Origin of the sequence: Streptomyces sp. S063 (assembly GCF_002832675.1) — a bacterium.
Classification (GTDB): Bacteria; Actinomycetota; Actinomycetes; order Streptomycetales; family Streptomycetaceae; genus Streptomyces; species Streptomyces sindenensis.
Genome location: NZ_CP021707.1, coordinates 117,634 through 140,354 on the forward strand (window position 1 = coordinate 117,634; position 22,721 = coordinate 140,354).

The window sequence follows — 22,721 nt, forward strand, 5'->3', positions numbered from 1 at the left end:
GGGTTCTGTCGTGCGGTACGGATCGACCTTCTCAGGGACAGCGGTCAGGTTGTGTCCTCTTCTCCCCTCATACTCGTGACATGCCGAAGACTTCCGCCCGACTGCTGGCACTGCTCTCCTGCTCCAGGCGCGCCGCGACTGGCCGGGGCAGCTGCTGGCCGAGCGGCTGGAGGTCAGCCAGCGCACAGTGCGACGTGATGTCGACCGGCTGCGGGAGCTGGGCTACCCCATCGCGGCGTTCAAGGGGCCCGACGGTGGATATCGGCTGGACGCGGGCGCCCGGTTGCCGCCGTTGCTGTTCGACGACGACCAGGCCGTCGCCCTGGCCGTCGCGCTGCGGACCGCCACCGCGACCGGTGCCGGGATCGGGGAGGCCGCGGCCCGCGCGCTCACCACGGTCCGGCAGGTCATGCCCGCCGGCTGCGCCATCGCGTCGACGCCCTGAACGTCACCGCCGTCGAACGGACGGGAGGCCCGCCGCGGCCCCAGGCCGATCCCCGGTTCTTCTCGCGCTGAGCGACGCGGTGCGCGCCCAGGAGGTGCTGCGCTTCGGCTACTCCCCCGCGTACGCCCCGGCGACCGACGACGCACCGCCCGTGGTGCGGCGGGTGGAGCCGCACCGGCTGGTCACCTGGGGCGGGCGCTGGTACCTCGTCGCCTGGGACCTGGAACGCGAGGACTGGAGGACCTTCCGCGCGGACCGGATCACGCCGCGCACACCCACGGGCCCCGGTTCACCGCCCGCGAGGTGCCCGGGGGCGATGTGGCCGCGTTCGTGGCCGCCCGGTTCCAGGGCTCCGGCGGCCCCGGCGTCTGGCCCTGCCGCGGCGAGGTGATCCTCGACGCTCCGGCCTCCGCCGTGGCGGGCCACGTCCGCGACGGAATCGTCGAGGAGCACGGGCCCGACCGCTGCCGGGTGGTCCTGGGGGCCTGGTCGTGGCCCGGCCTGGCCGCCGGGCTCGGCAGGTTCGACGTGGACATCGAGGTGGTGGGGCCCGACGAGCTCAGGGACGCCTTCGCCGATCTGGCCCGCCGCTTCGCCGAAGCGGCGGGCCAGGGGCACGGCGGGTTCCGCGGGGCCCGGTGCCCCTTAGGGGGCGCCGGTGAGCTGGGTGTCGGTCGTGTCGTCGGTCGTCGAGGCGGTCAAGGACGAGGTGATGTGTCCGGCGAGGCCGAGCACCAGGAAGAGGACGACGAGCCACTTGGCGGCGCTGCTCAGGATCAGCGGGCGCGTCGCCGACCGCGCCTGCTCCGGGGGAACGGCGAGAGCGTCGTCGCCGAACAGGCCCTTGGGGTAGGCGGGGGTGAGCATCATGACGTACGCGGAGAAGCGCATCCGGTAGCGCAGAGTGGCCGCCGTCGCCTCGAACAGCGGCCGGGGCATCCGGCCGAGGCAGAGCGTGATCAGCCACCAGACGAAGGCCAGCGCCCACCACCCGTACACGGCGAGGCTCTGGACGATCGCCGCCGGGATCATCAGGAAGACGCGGAAGAGCACCGCGAGCCGGTTGAGCGGGGTGGGCCGCACCTCGATCTGCACCGGGTAGTCGGCGGGCGGGGTGAGGGCGAACGGCGGGTAGCGGTCGATGAGCAGCATGTCGCTCGCCGAGACGCGCATGTCGTAACCGAGGACACCGGTCAGGAAGCGGAAGACCGGGTCGGGCAGCCGCCCCAGCACCAGGGCGGCGAACCACCCCACGATGACGGTGAAGAACGCCGCGATGTGCAGGAAGAACAGCACGATGAAGTGCGGATCAGCAGCAGGAGTCGCAGGAGGACGGTCAGCCGCCGCTGGCGTGCCGGTTCGACGATGTCCAGGACGGGCCTGAACTCGTCGGCGTCCGCCTCCTTGCGGCCCGGGCTCCACTGGCCTTCGGCCATGTCGCTCCTCCTCGGCAGGGGATCCGTACGGCATCCGCACGCAGGACGTGTCCCCACCGTGCGTCCGGTCCGGGCCGCTCGCAAACGGCCCGGCCCGAACGGGTGCCCGGGCTCAGCGCCTGCGGAGGCGGTCGAGGAGGGGGCGGGGGGCCTTGGCGCCGGCGGACTTCACGTCGGTGGTCTTCTCGGCGGCGGACCGGTGCCCGTGCGCTTGGCGCCTGTGCCCTTGGTACCTGTGCGCTTCGGCCTCGGTGCGGGCCCGGGCTTGGGCTCGTCCCGCGGTTCCGAGGAGCGGGGAACGTCGGAGTACGCGTAATAGCGGTGGCTGATCCGGCGGCCGAGCACGAAGTACCCGAGCAGTGCGCCCGCCGTGTTGAGGATGACGTCGTCGATGTCGAAGGCGCGCCCCTGGACCAGGGCTCCCTGGATCAGCTCGACGACGGCCATCGCGGACGGCCGTCAGCAGCGTGGTCCGGATCATCCGCAGGCGCCGTGGCACGAAGAACGGCAGCAGGAGTCCGAACGGCACGCCGAGCAGCAGGTTTCCACCCGCCTGCTTGCACGCGGCGAGGAAGGTGTAGTCCTCGGCGTACTGGCGCAGCGAGCGCCCGGGGCGAAGGTTGGCGGTGACGATGTCCTCGGAGGCTGGCGAGGGGGTGAGCGTCACCTTGGCCAGCAGTACGGAGAACGCCACCAGTCCCAGCAGCACCACCGACAGGACCGCCCGCGCACCAGTACGCGTACCCATGTCCTCTGGCGGGCGGGGGGATTCGCCTCTGCTGTCATGGCCCACGGATGCCCCCGCCCGGCCGGAACACACGCCCAAGCGGGCGGCGGAGCAAAATCTGGTCCGGCCGTCCGCGACCGCCTGCGACGATGTGCGCCATGAGCACAGAGAAGAAGAAGGACCTGCTGGACGAGGCCGACCGGCTGCGTGAGGGGGGCCGGCCCGAGGAGGCGCGCGAACGGCTGCTCGCCCTGACGGCCGAGTATCCGGACGATGCCGAGGTGGCCTGCCGGACGGCGTGGATCCACGACGTGCTGGGCCTGGAGTCGGAGGCGGTGCCGTACTACGAGCGTGCTCTTGCCGACCCGGAGCTATCGGCGGAGGACCGGCGCGGGACGCTGCTGGGGCTGGGCAGTACGTATCGAGTCCTCGGCCGGTACGGGCAGGGGGTGGAGACGCTGCGCCGGGGCGTGGAGGAGTTTCCGGACGACGGTGCGATGCGGACGTTCCTGGCGATGGCGCTGTTCAACACCGGCGAGCACGACGAGGCGATGCGGCTTGTTGCTGGAGCTGACGGCCGCGACCAGCCAGGACCCGTACGTCCAGCAGTACCGGCGGGCGATCGAGCACTACGCCAAGGACCTCCACGAGACCGTCTGACCCACGCGGCGGCCGGGGTCGTTGCGTGTTGCGCGGGCGCGCCGAGGGCGACGCGCCGGTCGGGGAGCGGCGCGTCGGTCGGGGAGCGGCGCGTGCCGAGAATGCTCGGGTGTCCTCCGCTCCCCCGGCGCTTCCGCCGTCCCCGCCTTCCGCCTCTTCCTCCGGCGGTCCCGGACCGGTGACGCGCCGTGGGGCGGCGAGGCGGCGCTGCTTCTGCTGTCCGCGGCTTCCGGCGCGGCGGACGCGTTCGTCTTCCTGTGCGTGGGGCAGGTCTTCGCCGGGGTGATGACCGGGAACCTGGTGCTGCTCGGGGCCTCGGCCGCCGGTGCGGGCGAGGACGGCGTGGCGCTGAAGGTCGTCGTCGCCCTGGGGGCGTACTTCTGCGGGGCGGCGGCGGCGGCGCTGATGGCCGGGCGGTGGGGTACCGGGTCCCGGCGCTGCTGGGGTGGAGGTGGTCCTGCTGGGGGCGGCCGCCGCACTGGGGGCTGGAGCTGGTCTCGTCGTACGGGGACCGACTCGGGCTGCTGTCTCTGGTGGCAGTGGCGATGGGAGTACAGGGGCGGGTCCGGGTGACGCCGACGAACTACTTCACCGGGACGCTGACCTCGCTCGCCGGCCGCGTGGCGTTGCGCAAGCTGCGGGGCGGGGACGGCTGGGTGCTGGGGCGGCTGGCCGCGGTGGTGGCGGGGCCGCGGTCGCGGCGCTGGCCGAGCGATGGTGGAGCCCCGGGGCCGCGCTGGGGCGGTGGTGATGGCTGCCGGCGCGCTGGCCCTGGAGACGGGTCTGGGGGCGGGGCGGCCGATTGCGGCCGGACAGGAGGAAGCCCCGGCCGGATCGGGGGAATCCAGCCGGGGCGGCTTGAGTGCGGGCGTGAAGGGCGGTCGCCTCTCGGCGGGAGGCTCCACGGGGCTTCGGCGGTGCCGATCGTCCCCATGGGCTACAGGTGAGGCCCGGGGACACTGCCCCCCTCACACCCACGTATAGATGAACGATAAACCATCCCGGGGCGTTCCCGGGAATCAGCCCCCGCGGATGTGATCCACGGCACGGAATTCCCGGCTCTTCCCCTGGTCAGGCCGCGTTCAGTCAGCTTCCGGACGCCTCGCCGGTGCCGTAGCGGCGCCGGAACTGCTCGACACGGCCCGCCGTGTCGAGCACCCGGGTGCCACCGGTGTAGAACGGGTGGCTCGCCGACGAGGTCTCCACGTCGATGACGGGGTAGGTGCTGCCGTCCTCCCACACCACGTGCTCGCCGGAGTCGGCGGTCGAACGGGTCAGGAAGGCGACGTCGGCCGCGGGTCACGGAAGACCACGGGACGGGAGACGGGGTGGATACGGGGCTTCATCGATGCGTTCCTTCCTCACCGCCCGTGGCGGTGCCGTACAGGGTGAGGGGCCTTCTCCGTGCGGTCAGCGGACCTCGCGGAACAGGACGTGGCGACCGACGGCCGAGTCGAACTTGCGGAGCTCCAGCCGGTCGGGGTCATTGCGGCGGTTTTGCGTGTCACATAGCTGCGACCCGTTCCGGCGGTGGACCGGAGAGTGACGACGGGCCTGGACTCGCTGCGCGCCGTGGGCGCCTCCTTCGCTGCCTCCGACGAACCCCAGCCCCTCTATTCGGGAATGGGATTCGTTTTCGTTTTGGTGGGGTAACGCGGGTCGGTCGCGCGGCATTCCCGCCCCGCCCCACCCCTTCACCTGTCACCCGTGCGCCACTCCCACACCATCGGCCCTCCTCAGGGACCCCAGTCAACTCGCCCCACACGCAAGCCTGTTCGGACGGGAACCATCTCGGCCAGCCGCTGGCATATGCCAGAAGCAACTACGCGTCGAGTGTCGCCAAATCCCTTACGGCCCGCCGCGGCCTGTGCGACAGTCGGTAGCGGTCCCCTTCGGAACCGGCTAGGCCGCGCCTGCAACGGAGTACGAGATGCCGTCCCCCCTCTTCGCGGACCGCCCCGCACCACAGCTTCCCGCGCACGACGCCGTCGACGACCTGATCCACCGGACGCGCCGACTGCGCGGAGATGTGGACGCCGTGCGGCGGGACGCCGTCATGTCCGACGAGGACGACCCGCAGCTGCGCTGGCAGCGCGCCCTGTGCGAGCTGGCCGTGCACCACCTGGACACCCTCGGCGAGCATCTGGGCCAGCTCAGGGCGGGTCTGCCGGGCCCGCGCGCCGAAGGCTCCGCCCCGGGGGGCGAGGAAGCCCCGAAGGACCCCAAGGCCGGTTCCCTGCTGAGCCGGGTGGGCAGCGCCGAGTGGAACCTCCTCACCGACGAGTCCAGCTGGTCCGAGGAGCTGTACGAGATCTTCGGCAGGCCGCTCGACTCCGCCCCCCTCTCCCTGGACGACCTGCCGTCCGTGCTGCTGCCGGAGGACCAGCCGGTGCTGACCGCCATGGTGACGGGCTGCCTGGTCGACGGTCGGCCGATGGACGGCGAGTTCCGTATCGTGCGCCCGACGGCGACACGCGCACGCTGCACATGACGGGCGAGCCGGTCCTCGACGCCGAGGGCTGCACGGCCTCCATGTGGGCGGTCCTGCGGGACGTCAGCGAGCTGCGCCGCAGCGAGCAGGCCGTGACCAGGAGCCGCGCGTCGGTACAGCGCGAGGAGCACATCGAGCGCGCCGAGCACCGCATGGCCGTGGAGCTCCAGGAGACCGTCCTGCCCCCGTGGCGCGGATCACTGCGCCTCCCGCCGCAGGGCCCCGGCGCCCTGGACATCGCGGCGCACTACCTCCCCTCCGCGTCGAGCGGGCTCATCGGCGGCGACTGGTACGACGCCATGGAGCTGCCGGACGGACGCACGCTCCTCACCGTCGGCGACCTCACCGGGCACGGGATCCCGCCACCTCGGCGATGGCGATGCTGCTGGGCGCGGCGGGGCATGGCCGTCGCCGGCATCGAGCCGGGCGCGCTGATGGGACACCTCAACCAGGTGCTGGAGACGACGATGCAGCCCGCGCTGGGCAGTGCCCTGTGCTGCCGCTTCGACCCCGGAACCTCCGTTCTCTCCTGGGCGCAGGCCGGTCATCCCGCGCCGCTGCTCTTCCGCGGCGGTTCGGGGCGGCTGCTGCCCCCGCCGGACGGGATACTGCTGGGTGCCGCGCCGCAGGCCGTGTTCGAGCAGGACGAGGTACGGCTGTTCCCCGGCGACGTGCTCGTTCTGCACACCGACGGGCTGACCCGACGCGGCGACCGGGGTGCGGGCCCGGAAGCACTGCTCGCCCTCGCCCCTCGGTTCGCAGAGGCCCGTACGGCACAGGAGTGCGTGCGGGGCGTCGTCGAGGAGTTCGGCGGGACCGAGCGCCTGGACGACGCGTGCGTGCTGGTCGCCCGCATCGGGGCGTGAGGGAACACGGACGGATCAGGGCATGCCGCTGAAGCGCGGACGCGTCAGGGTGTGAAGGAGCGCGGGGCGGCGCGGTGGGGGCGGTTCAGATCTGCGTGCCCCTGGCCTTCTTCTGGCTCGGCAGCGACAGCTCGATCTCCTCGCGCAGATCCTGGATGCCCGCGTATCCGGCGAACTGGCCGGTGAGCCGGTACATCTCACGGAGCCGGTCCCAGGTCCGGTGCGAGGAGGTCTCCCCCATCGACACCAGCGCGAGCCGGGCGTAGCGGTCGGCCTGTTCCGGGTCGTTGGCGATGAAGCAGGCCGAGGCGAGCGAGATGTAGTCGAAGATCTTCGACCGCTGGCGCCCGTTGACCCGCAGCTCCAGCGCCTGCTTGGCGTGGCGCTGGGCGATGATCGCCCCCCCGGGTCGTGCTCGGCGAGCGTACGGAAGGCGAGCGCCTGCATGCCGTGCATATCGGCCTCGTCGAACATCTGCATCCAACTGGGCGGCGGGACGTCGCTCTTGTCCGAGACGAAGAGTTCCTCGGCCTCGCCGAGGGTGCGTCGCATGGCCTGGCCGCGCCCCATGGACGCCTGTGCCCAGGCCTCGATGGTGCGCAGCATCGCCTGCGTACGGGGCAGGGTCTCGTCGCCGAACCGGATTTGGCGAGCTTCATCAGGTCGAGTGCGTCGTCGGGGCGGCCCAGGTGCACCATCTGGCGCGCCGCCCGGGAGAGCGCCTCTCCGGCGCGCGGCCGGTCGCCGCCCTCGCGGGCCGCATGGGCGGCGATGACGAAGTACTTCTGGGCGGTGGGTTCGAGGCCGACGTCGTGGGACATCCAGCCCGCCAGGACGGCGAGGTTGGCGGCGACGCCCCACAGGCGGCGCTGGAGATGGTCGGGTGGCGGTAGGCGAGCATGCCGCCCACCTCGTTGAGCTGGCCCACGACCGCCTTGCGCTGGAGTCCGCCGCCCGGGACGCGTCCAGGCGCGGAAGACCTCGACCGAATGCTCCAGGCCTCGATCTCCTCGGAGCCGACCGGTGCGGCCTCGTACCGGTCGAAACCGGCGGGATCGGCGTGCAGCGGGTCGTTGGTCCGTGGCGCGTCGGCCGCCGGAGCGGGGTCGCTGTGCAGCCAGTCGTACATGGGGCCGCGATGGTTGAGCCGGCGGCGAGCGCGGCGCCCGCACCCACCAAGCCGCGTCGGTTGAGCATGAGGTCCATTCCGTGAATTCGGTGAGGACCGCTGCCGTCCGTTCGGGCGCCCACGGCAGTTGATCGGGATTGTTCTCCGTCCCGGAGTCACGCCGTTTCCCCACACGCCCGCGTCGGCCGAACCGAGGTCCTCGATGGTCACGACACGGCCGAGCCGCTCGGTGAACAGAGCTGCCAGCACTTCGGGCACGGGATCACGCGGGGACTCCCCCATGTCGATCCAGCGCCTGACACGCGAGGTGTCGGTGGCCAGCTGCGGGTGGCCCATGGCCGCCGCCTGCCGGTTCACCATTCTCGCGAGTTCGCCCTTGGACCAGCCGGCCAGGCCGAACAGGTCGCTCAGACGGGTGTTGGGTTCTCCGGTCACTTCAAGCCCCCAGGTTCTCGGCTGACTTGACACTAACCCCCTGTCAGATGCGCTGTGACTATTCGCCAGGGTTCGCCAGGGTCCGCAGATGGTCTGCCACCCGTGACCCGTTGTCAGGTAGGAGTGCGCCACCCCGCCCGGCAGCCCTAGGTACTCCCCAGGGTGCCGAACGGCCGTCGGCCGGGTTGGCGCACGTACCTTGTCGGCGCACGAAGGGATCTGTCTCGCCCATGTACACAGCATCGTCCTCCGTGTCCGCCCCGCCCCGTCCGCTCCGCCCGATGGGCGCGGGCGGCGGGCCCTATCTCGCTCCTCACGCCGGTGCGCCGGTGCAGGGTCCGGGCCGGGCCCGACGGGCCGCGGGACCGGGCGCCGGACCGCTCAGCGGAAGGATCGACCTGTCCGGGCCGCAGGGCGCACAGTGCGGATGGCCATCGCCTCCGTGCAGCGCATCTGCCCCGAGTTTCAACCCGGTCCAGGTACTGGCGCAGCGGACGTTCGGTCCTGATCGTGGGAACGACCGGGCGGGCGACGGCCGTGGCGAAGTGTTTACTGGACCACTCGCCGGCGTGGACCGAGCGGTTCCGGCACGAAATAGCGGCGTACCGCGCGTTCGTCCGGCATCGGCCCCCGGTTCGGGTGCCCCGGCTGATCGCGGCGGATCCGGAGAACTGCACGCTGGTGATCGAGCGGATGCCCGGACGGGTCGCCGCCCTCACTCGGCATCCGGCGGAGGCGCCGCCGCGGGCCGACATCCGGGCCGCCCTGGGCGCGATCGCCCGGGTGAACGCCTGGCGACCGCCGCCCGGACTGTTCGAGGCGCCGCTCGACTACGCCTCGCGGATCGCCCGCTACCACGAGCTCGGACTGTTCACCGACCGTGACCTCGGTGACCTCCAGAAGCTGTTGCACGGTCTGGCCCACGCGGGCGGCCGGCAGGGCATGGGGCAGTTCTGCCACGGGGACGCCCTGCTCTCCAACATCCTGCTGTCGCCGACCGGACCGGTGCTCGTCGACTGGGAGCACGCCGGCTGGTATCTCCCGGGGTACGACCTGGCGACGCTGTGGGCGGTGCTGGGTGACGCCCCGGTGGCGCGTCGCCAGATCAGCCAGCTGGCCCAGGCCAGGGGCCCGGCCGCGCGGGACGCGTTCCTGGTGAACCTGATGCTGGTGCTGACCCGCGAGATCCGGAACTACGAGACGGCGGTGCAGCGCACCATGCGGGAGGCGCCCGTGGCGGGCGCGGGGGCGGACCGCCCGGGTGCGCTCTCCTCGGGTGAGGAGCAGCGGCTGCTGCTGCGGAGGCTGCACGACGACTGCGCGATGGCGCGGAGGGCGGTGCGGGCGGCGGTCGGCACCCGCTGAGGCGGGACGACGCCGACGGACGAAAGGGCGGGCGGAGGGCCTGCCCGTCGAGGACCCCAGTGCCCCGTCGCTGTGGGCCCAGACCACTGTGAAGAAGAAGCGCGCTGCGGGACCGGTGCCGACACACCGGTCCCGCAGCGCGCTGTTCTGCGTTCGGTGACCGTGTGCTGACCCTGTGCCGTTCCGGGGCCCTCGCGGGTGAGGCCCGCCACGAGACCCACGTCACCTACGACGCCCGGTAGGAGGCCCGAGCCCTCCCGTCCGGCGTAACGAACCGCCCATACGGCTCATAAATTGGCATCTCACGATGAAGCGTAGTAAAGGCGGTCATTGCTTCCTATGTCGGTGCCCGCTAACCATGGATCCCGGCAGGCACCGAGTTCGAGTCCGCGTCGATCGCCCACCGGCGACCGCGGCCCGGACGGTCCGGTACTCGCCGACGCGGCGCGAAGGCCGCGAAGCCCGTCCCCCATAGGAAGAGCTCACGCATGCCCCGCATCTCCACCCTGCGCATCACCCGCTCGCACAAGATCGCCACCGCTGTGCTCGTCGCGGCCGGTTCCGTCACCGCCATAACCGCCACCGGCGGTCCGAGCGAAGCGCAGACCACCGCGACCCGGTCCTCCGTCTCCGTGGAGCCGGTCGCCGCCGCGGGCATCCCCACAGCGAAGGACGCGGCCGAGAAGGCCGCGAAGGAGAACGCCGCCAAGGAAGCCGCGGCGAAGAAGGCCGCCGCCAAGGCGACCGCGAAGAAGGCCGCCGAGAAGGAGCGCTCCGAGAAGCAGGCCGCCAACCGGTCCACCGAGCGCAAGGCCGTCACCCCGAAGAAGTACGCGAACAACCTCGACGGCTGGATCCGCGAGTCGCTCGACATCATGAAGAAGAAGAACATCCCCGGCTCCTACGAGGGGCTGCACCGCAACATCATGCGCGAGTCCAGCGGCAACCCGAACGCCGTCAACGACTGGGACATCAACGCGCGGAACGGGATCCCCTCCAAGGGTCTCCTCCAGGTGATCCAGCCCACCTTCGACGCGTACCACGTCAAGGGCACCCCGAAGAACCTCACCGACCCGGTCGCCAACATCACCGCCGCCGCCAACTACGCCGCGGACCGGTACGGCTCGATCGACAACGTCGACTCCGCCTACTGAGCCGACACCCCGACGCGCCGATGATGTGACTAATGGCCATCGTGCGTGCCCCGGATGGCCGAAGGGTAGTGCTGCGCGGACACCACCGGTCCGCGCGATTCCCGCGCGGAGGCTTCTGGAAAGGCCTGACGCACATGGCACAGCCCTTCTCACTGCCGGACTTCTACGTTCCGTATCCGGCCCGGCTCAACCCCCATGTGGAAGCGGCACGCTCGCACACCCGGGAGTGGGCCCGTTCCATGGGGATGCTGGAGGGATCCGGCATCTGGGAGGAGAAGGACCTGGAGGCGCACGACTACGCCCTCCTGTGCGCCTACACCCATCCCGACTGCTCGGCGGAGGCGCTCAGCCTCGTCACCGACTGGTACGTGTGGGTCTTCTTCTTCGACGACCACTTCCTGGAACTGTTCAAGCGCACCCCCGACCGGGCGGGCGGCAAGCGGTATCTGGACCGGCTGCCCGCCTTCATGCCGATGGAGCGCGGAGCCGCGACACCCGAGCCCGAGAACCCCGTCGAGGCGGGCTCGCCGATCTGTGGGCCCGGACGGTGCCCGCGATGACGGACGACTGGCGGGCCCGGTTCGCGGAGTCGACGGAGAACCTCCTCAACGAGTCCCTGTGGGAGCTCGCCAACATCCACGAGGGCCGCATCGCGAACCCGGTGGAGTACATCGAGATGCGCCGCAAGGTGGGCGGCGCGCCCTGGTCCGCGGGCCTGGTCGAGTACGCGGCGAACGCGGAGGTACCGGCGTCGGTCGCCGGGTCCCGGCCGCTGCGGGTGCTGCGGGACGCGTTCTCCGACGCCGTGCACCTGCGCAACGACCTCTTCTCCTACCAGCGTGAGGTGGAGGACGAAGGGGAGAACAGCAACGGCGTGCTGGTGCTGGAGAAGTTCCTCGGCTGCTCCACCCAGGAGGCCGCCGAGGCCGTCAACGATCTGCTGACCTCACGGCTCCAGCAGTTCGAGAACACCGCCCTCACCGAACTCGGCCCTCTCTGCGCCGAGAAGGCCCTCGACCCGGCGCAGACCGGGCGTGCTGGCGTACGCCAAAGGGCTCCAGGACTGGCAGTCCGGCGGCCACGAATGGCACATGCGTTCCAGCCGCTACATGAACGGCGGTGGCGCGGGCGAGGCCGTGCCCGGCCTGGGCATGTCCGCCGCCTCCATCAGGTTCACCCTCCGCTCGGAGGCCGCGCGGGCGCGCAGCCACAGCCATGTGCCGTACCAGCACGTGGGCCCTCGTCCTCCGCTCCCTTCGACTTCAGCTGCCCTACCACGCTGAGCCCCCATCTGGAAGGGGCCGGGGCCGGCTCGTCGAGTGGGCACGGCGGATGGGCATCCTGGAGGCCCAGCCGGGTGTGCCGGGTTCGCACATCTGGGACGAGGAGCGGATCCGCGCGATCGACCTGCCGCTCTGCGCTGCCGGTATCCACCCGGACGCGAGCCCGGACGAGCTGGACCTGTCCTCGGGCTGGCTGGCCTGGGGGACGTACGGGGACGACTGGTTCCCGGTGGTGCACGGACGGGCCCGGGATCTGGCCGGGCGCGGCTGGCGAACGACCGGCTGTCGCTGTTCATGCCGCTGGACGACGAGGGAACGCCGGAGCCGGTGAACGCGCTGGAGCGGAGTCTGGGCGACCTGTGGCGCAGGACCGCCGGCCCGATGGACAGGGACGCGCGGCGCACTTTCCGTACCGCGATCGAGACGATGACCGAGAGCTGGCTGTGGGAGCTGGCGAACCAGGCGCAGAACCGCATCCCCGATCCGGTGGACTACATGGAGATGCGACGGGCGACGTTCGGTTCGGACCTGACGATGAGCCTGTGCCGGCTCGGCCATGGCCGGAAGGTTCCGGAGGAGGTCTACCGCAGTGGTCCGATGCGTTCCCTGGAGAACGCGGCGGCGGACTACGCGTGTCTGCTCAACGACCTGTTCTCGTACCAGAAGGAGATCGAGTACGAGGGTGAGGTGCACAACGGCGCCCTGGTCGTGCAGAACTTCTCGGCGTCGACTATCCGACGGGCGTGGCGATCGTGCACGACCTGATGAACTCGCGGCTGCGGCAGTTCCGGCATGTGGCCGAGGTGGAGCTCCCGGTGCTGTACGACGACTTCGGCCTGGACGCCGAGGCGCGGGAGATCCTGGCGGGCTATGTGCGGGAGCTGGAGCACTGGCTGGCGGGCATCCTGATCTGGCACCGGGGCTGCCGCCGCTACCGCGAGGAGGATCTGCGGAGCGGTCACGCCGCGCCCTGGCATCTCGGCGGGCCCACGGGGCTCGGCACGTCGGCGGCGCAGGTGACCCGGATGATGACCCCGTTGGCGGGCAGCCGGGACACGGCCCCGTTGGCGGGCAGCCGGGGCTGACGCCTCGGGCCTGTCGTCACCTTCCCGTCGCCGCGGCAGGCGGGAAGGCGGCGGCAGGTCCGGCCGTGCGGCCGGGCGGACCAGGACGTGTCTCGGCACGGCCTCGAACGATCCCGCCCTCGGAGGTGTGCCGGTCGGCGGTCACTGGAGGAGCAGTCCGTCGACGACCGATTCCAGCGAGCAGGCGGTGAGCAGAGGGTCCGGGGTCCTGCCGTCGGCGTCAAGGGAAAAGGCCGCCCGGACGGACCCGGACGGCCTTGCGAAGGGACGTTTCAGCCTTGCTGGAACAGCTCCGCGGGCAGTGGCTTGAGGAGGGTGTAGAGGTCGTCGGTGATCGGCCGGTCCCAGCTGGCGATGGTCACGAGGACGCCGTCGCTGCGGTCGAACTGGACGCAGGCGATCCGGCTCTCGGAGAGCTTGACGCGGCGGACGATCAGCAGGTTGTCGCTGCATGACGGGGACGTCCTCGGAGCTGACGACCTCGATCGGCTCGTCGTTCTCCAGGGCGAGGAGCAGTTGGGCCACCTCGAAGGGGACCTGGCCCTCCTCGGTCTCGCGGGCGGGCGAGCCTTCCGGCAGGTTACCGATGATCATCGCCGGGCCCCGTCCGCCGTACAGGTCGTAGCGGAGGAAGACGCCCTGGCAGCTGCCGTCGGGGGCGGGGAGCAGACCGGCGCCGAGGTTGCCGGGCCAGTCCCCGGGTCCATGGCCAGGACGTCGAAGTCCGGGCCCGCGGGTGTTGCGGCGCTACGGCGGCGGAGGAAGGACATGCCTGCCATGTTACGTGTCCCGGCTCACGTTGCGGAGCCGGGCCCGGGCGCGCGGGGCCGGGCCCGTCGCGTCTTCTCAGCCGGGCGGGGGCTCCGTACCCACCAGCCACATGGCGAAGAACTGGGACCCTCCGCCGTAGGCGTGGCCGAGCGCCCGGGTGGCCGCGTCGATCTGGTGCTCGCCGGCTCTCCCCCGGACCTGGAGGGCCGCCTCGGCGAAGCGGATCATGCCGGAGGGGCCGATGGGGTTGGTGGACAGCACGCCGCCCGAGGGGTTGACGGGGAGGTCGCCGTCCAGTTCGGTGACGCCCGCCTCGGTGAGTTTCCAGCCCTCGCCCTCGGCGAAGCCGAGGTTCTCCAGCCACATCGGCGCGTACCAAGAGAACGGGACGTACATCTCCACGGCGTCGATCTCGCGGCGCGGGTCGGTGATCCGGGCCTGCCGGTAGACGTCGGCGGCGCAGTCCTTCCCGGCCCGCGGGGAGACGAAGTCCTTGCCCGCGAACAGGGTCGGTTCGCTGCGCATGGCCCCTCCGTGGACCCAGGCGGGCGGGTGCGGCGAGCGGGCGGCGCCGTCCCGGCCGGTGAGGATCATGGCGCAGGCCCCGTCGGAGGAGGGGCAGGTCTCGGAGTAGCGGACCGGGTCCCAGAGCATGGGCGAGGACTGGACCTTCTCCAGGGTGAGGTCGTGGTCGTGGATGTGCGCGTAGGGGTTCTTCAGCGCGTTGCGGCGGTCCTTGTGTCGTCGTGCATCGCAAGTTCGTGCCTTGACCCTGGAGGCGGTGCAGTCCCACTGCCGGCTCCGGCTGGCCGGCTACAAGATCCCCGGCGCGCTGGTGCTCGCCGACCGGATCCAGCGCTCGCCGAGCGGCAAGGCGGACCGCCGGTGGGCGAAGGCGGTGGTGGCGGGGGCCACCGGAGCTGAACGACCGGAGCTGAACGGCCGCGGGCCCATCCGAGCTGAACGGCCGAGGGACCCCGCCTGCCCCGGGCGCTGATCGTCAAGGCCCCGGCGCCGATCGTCAAGGACAGATCGGGAAGTGATCCGCAGACTGGTGGGTGTCGGGTCGCCCGGCGCCGCGGGGGTGCGCCGGGTGCTCGACCCCACGTACTCTCCCACCTGCGCCTTCATGTTCGAACGGGAAAGAGATCACAGTGAGTTCGCCGCTGACACAGGACGATCCGGAGCGCATCGGGGAGTACTGGCTCGCCGCCAGGCTGGGGGCGGCGGACAGGGCGTGGTGTACGAGGCGTACGACGCGTCCGGAGCCCGGTTCGCGCTCAAGACGCTGCACCGGGCCGCCGATCCGTTCCTGCGGGAGCGTTTCACACGGGAGGCGGAGGCGGCCCGGCGGGTGGCGCCGTTCTGCACGGCGCGGATCGTGCGCGCGGGCGTCGACGGCGAAGTCCCCTATCTGGTCAGCGAGTACGTGGCGGGGCCGACCCTCGCCGCCTCGGTACGGGAGAACGGGACGTCGTCCCCGGACGCGGTGCTGCGGCTGGCCACCGGGGTGGCGACCGCGCTGGCCGCGATCCACCAGGCGGGCGTCGTGCACCGGGATCTCAAGCCCGGGAACGTCCTGCTCGGCCCGGACGGGCCCCGGATCATCGACTTCGGGATCGCCCGCGCCCCCGACATGTCCCTCACCGCCACCGGCGCGATCATGGGAACGTTCGGCTACATGGCCCCCGAGGTCCTGGCCGGGCAGCGGGCCACCGAGGCGTCCGACGTGTTCGCGTGGGCCGCGGTCGTGCTGTACGCGGCGACCGGCACGGAGCCGTTCCGGGGCGAGAACATCGCCGAGGTCGCCCACCGCACCACCACCGTCGAGCCGGATCTGGGAGCGCTGCCCCCGGAGGTACGGCCGCTCCTGGCCGCGGCCCTCGCCAAGGATCCGGAGCTGCGGCCCACCGCCGCCGATCTGCTGCTGGGCCTGGTCGGTGCGCCCGTCAAGGCGGCGGACCCCCGAGCCGCGCTGATGGAAGCGGGCGCCCGGAAGGCCGCCGCGCCCGGGGCCGACGGACCGATGGCGACCGGCACGGATGGAGCGGGCAGCGGGGACGGCGCTGGTGGCGTCGGCGGGACCGTGGTGGAGGCGCCCCTCGGCGAGCGGGCAGAGGCGGCCTACGCGGCGCTCTCCCCCGCCGCCCAGCTCGCCGCCCACGGGCTGCTGCTCCGCCTCACCGTGCCGGGGGCCGCGGCGGACGGCTCCCAGGACTCCGTGCGTACCGCCCACCCCGACGAACTGCTGGCCGACCGGCCCGAGGGAGAGCAGCAGGAGGTCACCGCCGCCGCCCAGCGATTGCTGGCCGCCGGGGTCCTCGCCTCGGAGGCGGACGGGGCTCTGCGCCCCGCGAGCGCCGCGCTGCTGCCCGCGTGGCGGCGGCTGCACGCCTGGGTCGACGCCGACCGGCCGGGCCTCGCCGTCCTTCAGCGCATCGGCTCGGCGGCACGGCTGTGGCAGCGTCACGGCGAGCGGCCGGAAGACCTGCTGCGCGGCACCGAGCTGACCCGGTGCCTCGACTGGCTGCCCACCGCCCCCTACAGCCTGCGGCCCAACCCGCTGGAGCAGCGCTTCCTCACCGCGAGCCGGGCCACCGTGGCCCGTACCACCCGGCGTCGGCGGCAGTTGCTGTCGGGGCTCGCCGGGGCCACGGCGCTCGCTCTGCTGGCGGGTGGCCTGGCCTGGACCCAGAGCCGGGAGGCCGACCGCCGCCGGGCCGAGGCCACGGCCCGCGCGGTGGCCCGGGCGGCGGAGAACCTGCCGGCCACGGAGCCGGAGACCGCGATGCTCCTGGGCCTCGCCTCCTGGCGGATCGCCGAAGTGCCGGAGGCTCGGGCCGCCCTCGCCGCTGCCGCCGTCCAGCCGGTGCGCTCGGTCATCGACCTGAGCGACGTGAACGACGGTGAGGAGCAGTCGAGCCACCTCTCCGTGACGGCCGGCGTCTGATCGCCTCCTCGTCGCTGGGTGTGCGCATCCACGATCTGGCGGGCGGGCAGGCGGCCCTGAAGAAGCCGGTGGCGACCCTTTCTCCCGAGGAATTCGCTCTCGACGACACACGACGCCCGGCGTTCAGCCCGGACGGCCGGCTCATGCTCCTGGTCGCCGAGGACGGAACGTTCCGGGTCATGAACACCGAGGACGGTACTCCGGCCGCGCCCCGGTCCGGGCGCCGTCGGGGTACTTCGAGGGAGAGGCCATATCCAACAGCGGGCACATGCTCCTGTCCGACGGCCGCTCGACCGCCCTGGCCGACCGGGACGGCAACGGACTGGCGGTCGTGCCCCGCGGAAGCACGCTGACGCCCGACGGCTCGTACTCCGCCGGCTGCGAAGGCGGCGAGCTGCGCGTGGCGGGCCTGCTGCCCGGGGAGGCCCGGTCATCCGCGAGGAACTCCCCGACAAGGCCGGCCCCTGCGGATTCGAGTTCAGCCCGGACGGGCGGCACATGTCGGTGCGGATCGGTTCGACCGCGAACCTGTACGACCTGGTCACCCACAAGAGGACCGGCTCGATGCGCCACCGCGGCGACGGCCTCCGCTTCGGCTCACAGGGGCGTTTCCTCGTCGGCTGGGGAAACGACGGCACGACCATCGACGTGTGGGCCCGTGGCTCGGAGGAACCCCTGTTCACGGTGACCGCGCCCACCGGACAGGGTGACAAGGGGATGTACGCCCACCAACTCGCCCTGGACGAGGAGGCGGAGCGGCTGCGCTACTTCTCGACCACCACCGGCCGGCTCTACGAGATCGACCTGGCCGGCGCCCTGTCCGGCCGGGCGGACCGGCGCGTCACCGCAGCCGTGTCGGCCGGGGGCCGGTTCGGGCTGGTCCGGTCCGCGCCGAGCTCGGTCGACCCGCCGACGCTCCAGGCGGTCGACCTGCGCACCGGAGAGCCCGTGGGCGACCTCGTCGCGCAGCGCGAGGGCGGCGACGCGCTGGAGGGCGAGGAGCTGTTCGCCTCCATCGACGACGAGGGCCGCGTCATGGCGTACTCGTACCGGGAAAGGGTCTCCCGCTACGAGACCGACGACGAGGTGGTCGTGCGCGACGTCAGGGAGGGCAAGAACCTCCACCGCGTCCCCGTCGCCGCGAACCACCGCCCTCTGCATCTCGCCGTCTCCCCGAACGGCCGCCATCTCTCCCTGGTGTCTCAGGAGTTCGGGGTGAACAGTGCGGACTCCCACATCCACGAGGTCTGGGACATCGAGAAGCGCACGAAGATACGGCAGTTCAACGACCGGACCGCGGAAGCCGTGTTCAGCCACGACGGCGAACGGCTGGTGACCGCCGCGGGGACGGAGGTCACCTTGGCCGACGGGGCGGTGCGCAAGACCGGACTCGCCCGCGATCCCGGTGGCCGGCCGGTCTTCTCCCCGACGGTCGCTACCTGGCGGTGCTCAAGGAGTCCGGCTGGCTGGAGCTGTGGGACGGTGCGGTACGCGAACGCGAGGCGGTGCTGGCGAGCGAACTGGTGCCGGGCGCGACCAGGTTCGGGCAGCCCCTCGGCGACCTGGCCTTCTCCGCCGATGGCAGCCTGCTCGCCGTGGCCGTTCGGGCGAGGCGGTCCAGCTCTGGGAGACGAGCACGAGGACGCCCCTCGGGAACCCCCTGCCCATCACGGGACGCCGGGTGGACGCCCTCGCGTTCGAGGGCACGCGCCTGCGCACTGTGACAGGCTCCGCGGTCCACAGGCTGGACCTCTCGCCGGACCGGCTGGCGGAGCAGGTGTGCCGGCGCGCCGGGCGCGACATCACCCCTCAGGAGTGGCGTACGTACGTGCCCGACGCCCCGTACCGGAGCCTGTGTTGAGCGGGCGGGCCGACCGCCCCCGCCGCTCAGTTCGCAGACTCGTCGCTCTCCCGGAGCTTGGCGTACCGGTAGTCGACGGGGGACATCCCGTGGGCGGCGCGGAACACCCGGCTGAAGTGGGCCGGTGATCCGAAGCCGCACCGCGCGGCGATCACGTGGACCGGTGTGCCGGCCAGTCCGGGTTCGGCGAGGTCCCGCCGGGCCCGCTCCAGGCGGCGGTTGCGGATGAGGGCGGCCACCGTGGTTCCCTCCTGCTGGAACAGCCGGTGCAGGTGGCGGGTGGAGATGTGGTGCGCGGCGGCGACGGCCGCAGGAGTGAGCCGAGGGTCGTGGAGGTTGCCGCCGATGAAGGAGCGGATGGCCGGGACGAGGTTGTGGCTGCGGGCCTCCGGTGACAGGGCCGACTCCTGGTCGAGCCCGTCGGCGAGCACGCCGGCCATGAGGTCGAGCAGGACGCGGTGCAGCCGGGGTCCGTCGGCCGGTCCGTAGACCTCCGTCTGGTCCACCAGGTGCAGGAGCATCTGGGAGATCAGCGCGCCGAAGCCGTGGCGGCCGGACAGGCGGCGGCCCACGACGCCGTCCAGGGACGTGCTCGGCGGCAGGGGCAGCTGCGACCGGGGAGGTCGAGGCCGATACCCCTGATGGGGGCGTCGACGGTCGCCACCTCATAGGGCTTCGAGGTGTCGATGAAGTAGATGTCGTCCGGTGCGACAGCGCTGCGCACCGTGCCCTGTTCGACCTGGACGGACCCGCTGCCGGGCTGAACGAGCGTCATGTGGAGCAGCTCCGGGTCGGACTTCCGGATCAGCCGGGGGTGCGCCGGTAACGGGAGGCGGGCGCCCGGGTGGGCCACAGCGCCGCGTCCTCGATGCGCAGGAGCCGGTACTCGGCCCGGAAGTCGTGGGCGTAGGGGCTGCTGATCTCCATGGGCGCGACGACGTCGGCCATGTACGTGTGCCAGTAGGCGAACCGGTCACCCCGCGGCATCGTGTCGGTCCGGAACCTTCCCGCGCTCAGCATGCGTCGCCGCCTCCTTCCCGCCCGTGGAGCCCGAACGCCCGGATGGCCGCGAGGAATTCCCTGGGCCGGTCCGTGTGGATCAGGTGTCCGGCGTCGACGGTGACCAGCTCGGCGTCCGGTATCGCGCGGACCATCCGTGCGAGCTGTTCCTGGTCGATGTGGCTGTCGGGCCCGCCGCCGATGACGAGGGTGGGGACGGTGATCTCCGGGAAGCGTTCCCGGACGGCCGGGTCGGGATCGTTCAGCTGCGCGTCGGTGTCGGGAACGACGGGCCAGTCGAAGTCGAGGTCGCCGTCGGGGCGGACGGCGGGCGGGCGGGGCGGGTCGAGCGGGAGGAGGGGCGGCGCGTCCTCGATGATCAGGCGCCCGATCAGGCCCGGTTCCCGCTGGGCCAGCAGGTAGGCGGCGACCCCGCCCATGGAGTGCCCGACGACGGTCGCTCCGGCGAGGTTGCGGGCTTCCAGGAAGGCGCGCAGGTCGTCGCGGAACATCTCGAAGGAGTAGCGGCCGGGCCAGTCGCTCAGTCCGTGGCCGCGGAAGTCGGGGGCGTACACGCGGTGGTCGGCGGCCAGGTCCCGCGCGATCCGGGTCCAGGTCTCGCCGGAGCCCGTCCGGCCGTGCAGCAGGACGACGGGCGGGGCGTCGGGGCGCCCCACACCCGGTAGGAGAGCCGGACCCCGCCCGCCTGGACGCTCAGGATCTCCGGGTCGAGGAAGGCCTCCACCGTACGGGCGAAGGCCCCCGGGTCGTCCAGCCACGGGAAGTGCCCCGCGCCGCGCTGGACGACGAACTCGGCGCCAGGGAAGAGCGCGGCGAGCTCCGCGGCCCGGTCCGGGCCGGGGTGGCCGTCGTACTCCCCGGCCAGGACGAGGACCGGCACGGTCACCTCGCGCAGGGCGGCGGCGGTGGCGGCGGGGTCGAAGGCCCCTTCCCCGGGTAGCGTTGGCGGGCTTCCGCGTTGGTCTGGCCGGCGGAGGCCTCGGCGTGGGCGCGGGCCGCCTCGTCCCAGCGGCCGTAGGTGAGGGGCCGGACGGCGGGCCACAGCTCGGCGAACGGTCCTCCGGCGAGCAGCGCCTCCTGGGCGGCCCGTGCCTCGGGGTACCAGGGCTCGCCGCGCCGCAGTTCGGCGGCCTCGCGCAGGTCGTCGTCGGTCACTTCGATGCCGACGGCCCGGGTGCTGGGGGTGACGAGGGTCAGGGTGCGCAGCCGCTCCGGGTGCCGGGCCGCGTACAGGAGGGCGAGGTCGGCTCCGGCGGAGTGCGCCAGCAGGTCGACGCGCTCCAGGCCCAGGTGTTCGCGCAGGGCTTCCACGTCGTCGACGAGACGGTCGCAACGGTACGTCGAGGGGTCCTCGGGCACACCGGACGCGCCGGTTCCGCGCAGGTCCAGCAGGATGAGGCGGCGCCGCGCGGCGAGCCCTCCGAGGTCCCCGAGATACGCGCTCGCCCGCATCGGCCCGCCGGGCAGGCAGATGAGCGGTTCCCCCTCCCCCACCGGGTGCCAGGCGAGCGGGGTCGTGTCGTACGCGGAGAAGGTCGGCATACGCCCCATCCAAACAGGAAGCCGTGGGCGAGCACAGCGGACTTCGCGGGGAGCTGATCCACAGCGATGTGTGCGCTCCTCTTGCCAGCGCCCCCGACCTCCTGAATTACTGCTCCCAGGAAGATCGACCGAATGATCGGTCGCCCGCTTCGGGAGAGGAAGGGTCCTTATGACGGCGTTGCTGGACGCGGCGGAACAGCTCGGCCGGGGCGAGCTGGAGGCCCTGCAACTGGAGCGGCTGCGGACCACCCTGCGGCACGCCTACGACAACGTTCCTTTCTACCGGAACGCCTTCGACCGCGCGGGGCTGAAGCCCGAGGACTGCCGTGCGCTCGCCGATCTGGCCCGTTTCCCGTTCACCGCGAAGACGGATCTGCGGGACAACTACCCCTTCGGGATGTTCGCCGTACCGGAGCACGAGGTGCGCCGGATCCACGCCTCCAGCGGCACGACGGGCCGGCCGACGGTCGTCGGGTACACCGAACGGGATCTGGACACCTGGGCGGACGTGGTGGCCCGGTCGATCCGGGCGGCGGGCGGCCGGCCCGGCCACAAGGTCCATGTGGCGTACGGGTACGGGCTGTTCACCGGTGGTCTCGGGGCGCACTACGGGGCGGAGCGGCTGGGCTGCACGGTGATCCCGGCCTCCGGGGGCATGACCGCGCGGCAGGTCCAGCTGATCCAGGACTTCCGGCCCGAGATCATCATGATCACGCCGTCCTACATGCTGACGCTGCTGGACGAGTTCGAGCGGCAGGGGGTCGATCCGCGTTCGACGTCCCTGAAGGTGGGGATCTTCGGCGCGGAGCCGTGGACCGAGGGGATGCGCCGGGAGATCGAGGATCGGTTCGCGATCGACGCGGTGGACATTTACGGGCTCTCGGAGGTGATGGGCCGGGGGTGGCGCAGGAGTGCGTGGAGACGAAGGACGGCCTGCACGTCTGGGAGGACCACTTCTATCCGGAGGTCGTGGACCCGTTCACCGGTGAGGTGCTGCCCGACGGTGAGGAGGGGGAGCTGGTCTTCACGTCGCTGACCAAGGAGGCGATGCCGGTGATCCGTTATCGGACCCGGGACCTGACGCGGCTGCTGCCGGGGACGGCGCGGACGTTCCGGCGGATGGAGAAGGTCACCGGCCGCAGCGACGACATGGTGATCCTGCGCGGGGTGAACCTCTTCCCCACCCAGATCGAGGAGATCGTGCTCCGTACGCCCGCCGTCGCCCCGCACTTCCAGCTGCGGCTGACCCGGGACGGGCGGCTGGACGCGCTGACGGTCCTCGCGGAGGCGCGGGCGGACGCGACGGCCGACGAACGGGAGAGGGCGGCGCGGGGCATCGCGGCGGCGGTGAAGGACGGCGTCGGGGTGACGGTGAACGTCGAGGTCGTGGACCCGGAGACGCTGGAGCGCTCGGTGGGCAAGATCCGGCGCATCGTGGACCTGCGGGAGAAGGAGTCCGGCACGGGGTGAACAGCGGTGCCGACCGGGGCTGTTCACACCA

13 protein-coding genes and 13 pseudogenes are annotated in these 22,721 nt (G+C 72.2%); 15 read left to right on the forward strand and 11 right to left on the reverse strand.

Going from position 1 to position 22,721, the window contains the following annotated elements:
- Positions 1-80 precede the first annotated feature (80 nt).
- Positions 81-1,057: pseudogene (locus CCZ36_RS36275) on the forward strand (helix-turn-helix transcriptional regulator); the annotation flags it as partial.
- Between the two features lie 33 nt (positions 1,058-1,090).
- Here the strand turns inward: CCZ36_RS36275 and CCZ36_RS00575 are convergent.
- A pseudogene (locus CCZ36_RS00575) lies at positions 1,091-1,881 on the reverse strand (DUF4389 domain-containing protein).
- Positions 1,882-2,049: 168 nt separating this feature from the next.
- Positions 2,050-2,328 (reverse strand): VanZ family protein, encoded by a 279-nt coding sequence (locus CCZ36_RS36785; protein ID WP_443069775.1) that lies wholly within the window; start codon positions 2,326-2,328, stop codon positions 2,050-2,052.
- A gap of 438 nt (positions 2,329-2,766) precedes the next feature.
- On the opposite strand from CCZ36_RS36785, the pseudogene CCZ36_RS00585 reads away from it, so the two are divergent.
- Positions 2,767-3,268: pseudogene (locus CCZ36_RS00585) on the forward strand (tetratricopeptide repeat protein).
- A gap of 261 nt (positions 3,269-3,529) precedes the next feature.
- Positions 3,530-3,841, forward strand: coding sequence for a DUF1275 family protein (locus tag CCZ36_RS35300; protein ID WP_237302556.1), 312 nt, complete (start codon positions 3,530-3,532; stop codon positions 3,839-3,841).
- Between the two features lie 513 nt (positions 3,842-4,354).
- Here the strand turns inward: CCZ36_RS35300 and CCZ36_RS00595 are convergent.
- Both CCZ36_RS00595 and rpmG read right to left on the reverse strand, forming a co-directional pair.
- Positions 4,355-4,614: pseudogene (locus CCZ36_RS00595) on the reverse strand (type B 50S ribosomal protein L31).
- A gap of 64 nt (positions 4,615-4,678) precedes the next feature.
- A pseudogene (rpmG, locus tag CCZ36_RS00600) lies at positions 4,679-4,839 on the reverse strand (50S ribosomal protein L33); the annotation flags it as partial.
- 359 nt (positions 4,840-5,198) lie between these two features.
- On the opposite strand from rpmG, the gene CCZ36_RS35305 reads away from it, so the two are divergent.
- Positions 5,199-5,759 (forward strand): PAS domain-containing protein, encoded by a 561-nt coding sequence (locus tag CCZ36_RS35305; RefSeq protein WP_237302557.1) that lies wholly within the window; start codon positions 5,199-5,201, stop codon positions 5,757-5,759.
- Entirely contained in the window at positions 5,756-6,625 is an 870-nt protein-coding gene (locus tag CCZ36_RS35310; protein ID WP_237302558.1) for a PP2C family protein-serine/threonine phosphatase, read from the forward strand. Before CCZ36_RS35305 ends, CCZ36_RS35310 begins: the two co-directional genes overlap by 4 nt.
- An 85-nt stretch (positions 6,626-6,710) precedes the next feature.
- Here CCZ36_RS35310 and CCZ36_RS00610 read toward each other — a convergent pair.
- A pseudogene (locus tag CCZ36_RS00610) lies at positions 6,711-8,189 on the reverse strand (DNA-binding protein NsdB).
- 230 nt (positions 8,190-8,419) lie between these two features.
- On the opposite strand from CCZ36_RS00610, the pseudogene CCZ36_RS00615 reads away from it, so the two are divergent.
- From CCZ36_RS00615 to CCZ36_RS36805, 6 genes and pseudogenes are all read left to right on the forward strand, one after another.
- Positions 8,420-9,554 (forward strand): annotated as a pseudogene (locus CCZ36_RS00615) (aminoglycoside phosphotransferase family protein).
- 488 nt (positions 9,555-10,042) lie between these two features.
- Positions 10,043-10,708, forward strand: a complete 666-nt coding sequence (locus tag CCZ36_RS00620) for a transglycosylase SLT domain-containing protein (protein WP_069735070.1) — start codon at positions 10,043-10,045, stop codon at positions 10,706-10,708.
- 245 nt (positions 10,709-10,953) lie between these two features.
- Positions 10,954-11,606, forward strand: a pseudogene (gene cyc2 / locus CCZ36_RS36790) (germacradienol/geosmin synthase Cyc2); the annotation flags it as partial.
- Between the two features lie 434 nt (positions 11,607-12,040).
- Positions 12,041-12,322 (forward strand): hypothetical protein, encoded by a 282-nt coding sequence (locus CCZ36_RS36795; protein ID WP_443069776.1) that lies wholly within the window; start codon positions 12,041-12,043, stop codon positions 12,320-12,322.
- Positions 12,286-12,756: a terpene synthase family protein gene (locus CCZ36_RS36800; protein ID WP_443069777.1), complete on the forward strand. Its 471-nt coding sequence runs from the start codon at positions 12,286-12,288 to the stop codon at positions 12,754-12,756. Before CCZ36_RS36795 ends, CCZ36_RS36800 begins: the two co-directional genes overlap by 37 nt.
- Positions 12,735-13,076, forward strand: coding sequence for a hypothetical protein (locus CCZ36_RS36805; RefSeq protein ID WP_443069778.1), 342 nt, complete (start codon positions 12,735-12,737; stop codon positions 13,074-13,076). The genes CCZ36_RS36800 and CCZ36_RS36805 overlap by 22 nt, the downstream gene beginning before the upstream one ends.
- Before the next feature lie 272 nt (positions 13,077-13,348).
- On the opposite strand, the pseudogene CCZ36_RS00630 reads toward CCZ36_RS36805, so the two are convergent.
- A pseudogene (locus CCZ36_RS00630) lies at positions 13,349-13,846 on the reverse strand (hypothetical protein).
- A 76-nt stretch (positions 13,847-13,922) separates the two neighbouring features.
- Positions 13,923-14,588: pseudogene (locus CCZ36_RS00635) on the reverse strand (thiolase C-terminal domain-containing protein); the annotation flags it as partial.
- A 22-nt stretch (positions 14,589-14,610) separates the two neighbouring features.
- Here CCZ36_RS00635 and CCZ36_RS00640 point away from each other — a divergent pair.
- From CCZ36_RS00640 to CCZ36_RS00650, 3 genes and pseudogenes are all read left to right on the forward strand, one after another.
- Positions 14,611-14,844, forward strand: a pseudogene (locus tag CCZ36_RS00640) (hypothetical protein); the annotation flags it as partial.
- 132 nt (positions 14,845-14,976) lie between these two features.
- Complete coding sequence (locus CCZ36_RS00645) at positions 14,977-16,797, forward strand: serine/threonine-protein kinase (protein WP_257791383.1); 1,821 nt, start codon at positions 14,977-14,979, stop codon at positions 16,795-16,797.
- A gap of 498 nt (positions 16,798-17,295) precedes the next feature.
- Complete coding sequence (locus tag CCZ36_RS00650; RefSeq protein WP_128816842.1) at positions 17,296-18,786, forward strand: hypothetical protein; 1,491 nt, start codon at positions 17,296-17,298, stop codon at positions 18,784-18,786.
- Here CCZ36_RS00650 and CCZ36_RS35315 read toward each other — a convergent pair.
- The 4 genes and pseudogenes from CCZ36_RS35315 to CCZ36_RS00660 form a co-directional block, all read right to left on the reverse strand.
- Positions 18,685-19,230, reverse strand: coding sequence for a helix-turn-helix transcriptional regulator (locus tag CCZ36_RS35315; protein WP_237302559.1), 546 nt, complete (start codon positions 19,228-19,230; stop codon positions 18,685-18,687). The two genes, CCZ36_RS00650 and CCZ36_RS35315, sit on opposite strands and share 102 nt — an antisense overlap.
- On the reverse strand, positions 19,188-19,433 hold the full coding sequence (locus CCZ36_RS35320) for a hypothetical protein (RefSeq protein ID WP_237302560.1): 246 nt from the start codon (positions 19,431-19,433) through the stop codon (positions 19,188-19,190). Before CCZ36_RS35320 ends, CCZ36_RS35315 begins: the two co-directional genes overlap by 43 nt.
- Before the next feature lie 29 nt (positions 19,434-19,462).
- Positions 19,463-19,678 (reverse strand): hypothetical protein, encoded by a 216-nt coding sequence (locus tag CCZ36_RS35325; RefSeq protein ID WP_237302561.1) that lies wholly within the window; start codon positions 19,676-19,678, stop codon positions 19,463-19,465.
- Positions 19,672-21,220, reverse strand: a pseudogene (locus tag CCZ36_RS00660) (alpha/beta fold hydrolase). Before CCZ36_RS00660 ends, CCZ36_RS35325 begins: the two are co-directional and overlap by 7 nt.
- A 169-nt stretch (positions 21,221-21,389) precedes the next feature.
- Here CCZ36_RS00660 and paaK point away from each other — a divergent pair.
- Positions 21,390-22,690 (forward strand): annotated as a pseudogene (paaK, locus tag CCZ36_RS00665) (phenylacetate--CoA ligase PaaK).
- The last annotated feature ends 31 nt before the right edge of the window (positions 22,691-22,721 follow it).

What these genes read in the sequence shown, in the direction of transcription:
- CCZ36_RS00650 (WP_128816842.1), top strand. Translation starts at nt 17,296, where the DNA reads ATGTCGGTGCGGATCGGTTCGACCGCGAACCTGTACGACCTGGTCACC.
- CCZ36_RS35310 (WP_237302558.1), top strand. Translation starts at nt 5,756, where the DNA reads ATGACGGGCGAGCCGGTCCTCGACGCCGAGGGCTGCACGGCCTCCATG.
- CCZ36_RS00620 (WP_069735070.1), top strand. Translation starts at nt 10,043, where the DNA reads ATGCCCCGCATCTCCACCCTGCGCATCACCCGCTCGCACAAGATCGCC.
- CCZ36_RS00645 (WP_257791383.1), top strand. Translation starts at nt 14,977, where the DNA reads ATGTTCGAACGGGAAAGAGATCACAGTGAGTTCGCCGCTGACACAGGA.
- CCZ36_RS36785 (WP_443069775.1), bottom strand. Translation starts at nt 2,328, where the DNA reads ATGGCCGTCGTCGAGCTGATCCAGGGAGCCCTGGTCCAGGGGCGCGCC.
- CCZ36_RS35325 (WP_237302561.1), bottom strand. Translation starts at nt 19,678, where the DNA reads ATGCTGAGCGCGGGAAGGTTCCGGACCGACACGATGCCGCGGGGTGAC.
- CCZ36_RS35320 (WP_237302560.1), bottom strand. Translation starts at nt 19,433, where the DNA reads ATGACGCTCGTTCAGCCCGGCAGCGGGTCCGTCCAGGTCGAACAGGGC.
- CCZ36_RS36800 (WP_443069777.1), top strand. Translation starts at nt 12,286, where the DNA reads ATGCCGCTGGACGACGAGGGAACGCCGGAGCCGGTGAACGCGCTGGAG.
- CCZ36_RS35305 (WP_237302557.1), top strand. Translation starts at nt 5,199, where the DNA reads ATGCCGTCCCCCCTCTTCGCGGACCGCCCCGCACCACAGCTTCCCGCG.
- CCZ36_RS36795 (WP_443069776.1), top strand. Translation starts at nt 12,041, where the DNA reads ATGGGCATCCTGGAGGCCCAGCCGGGTGTGCCGGGTTCGCACATCTGG.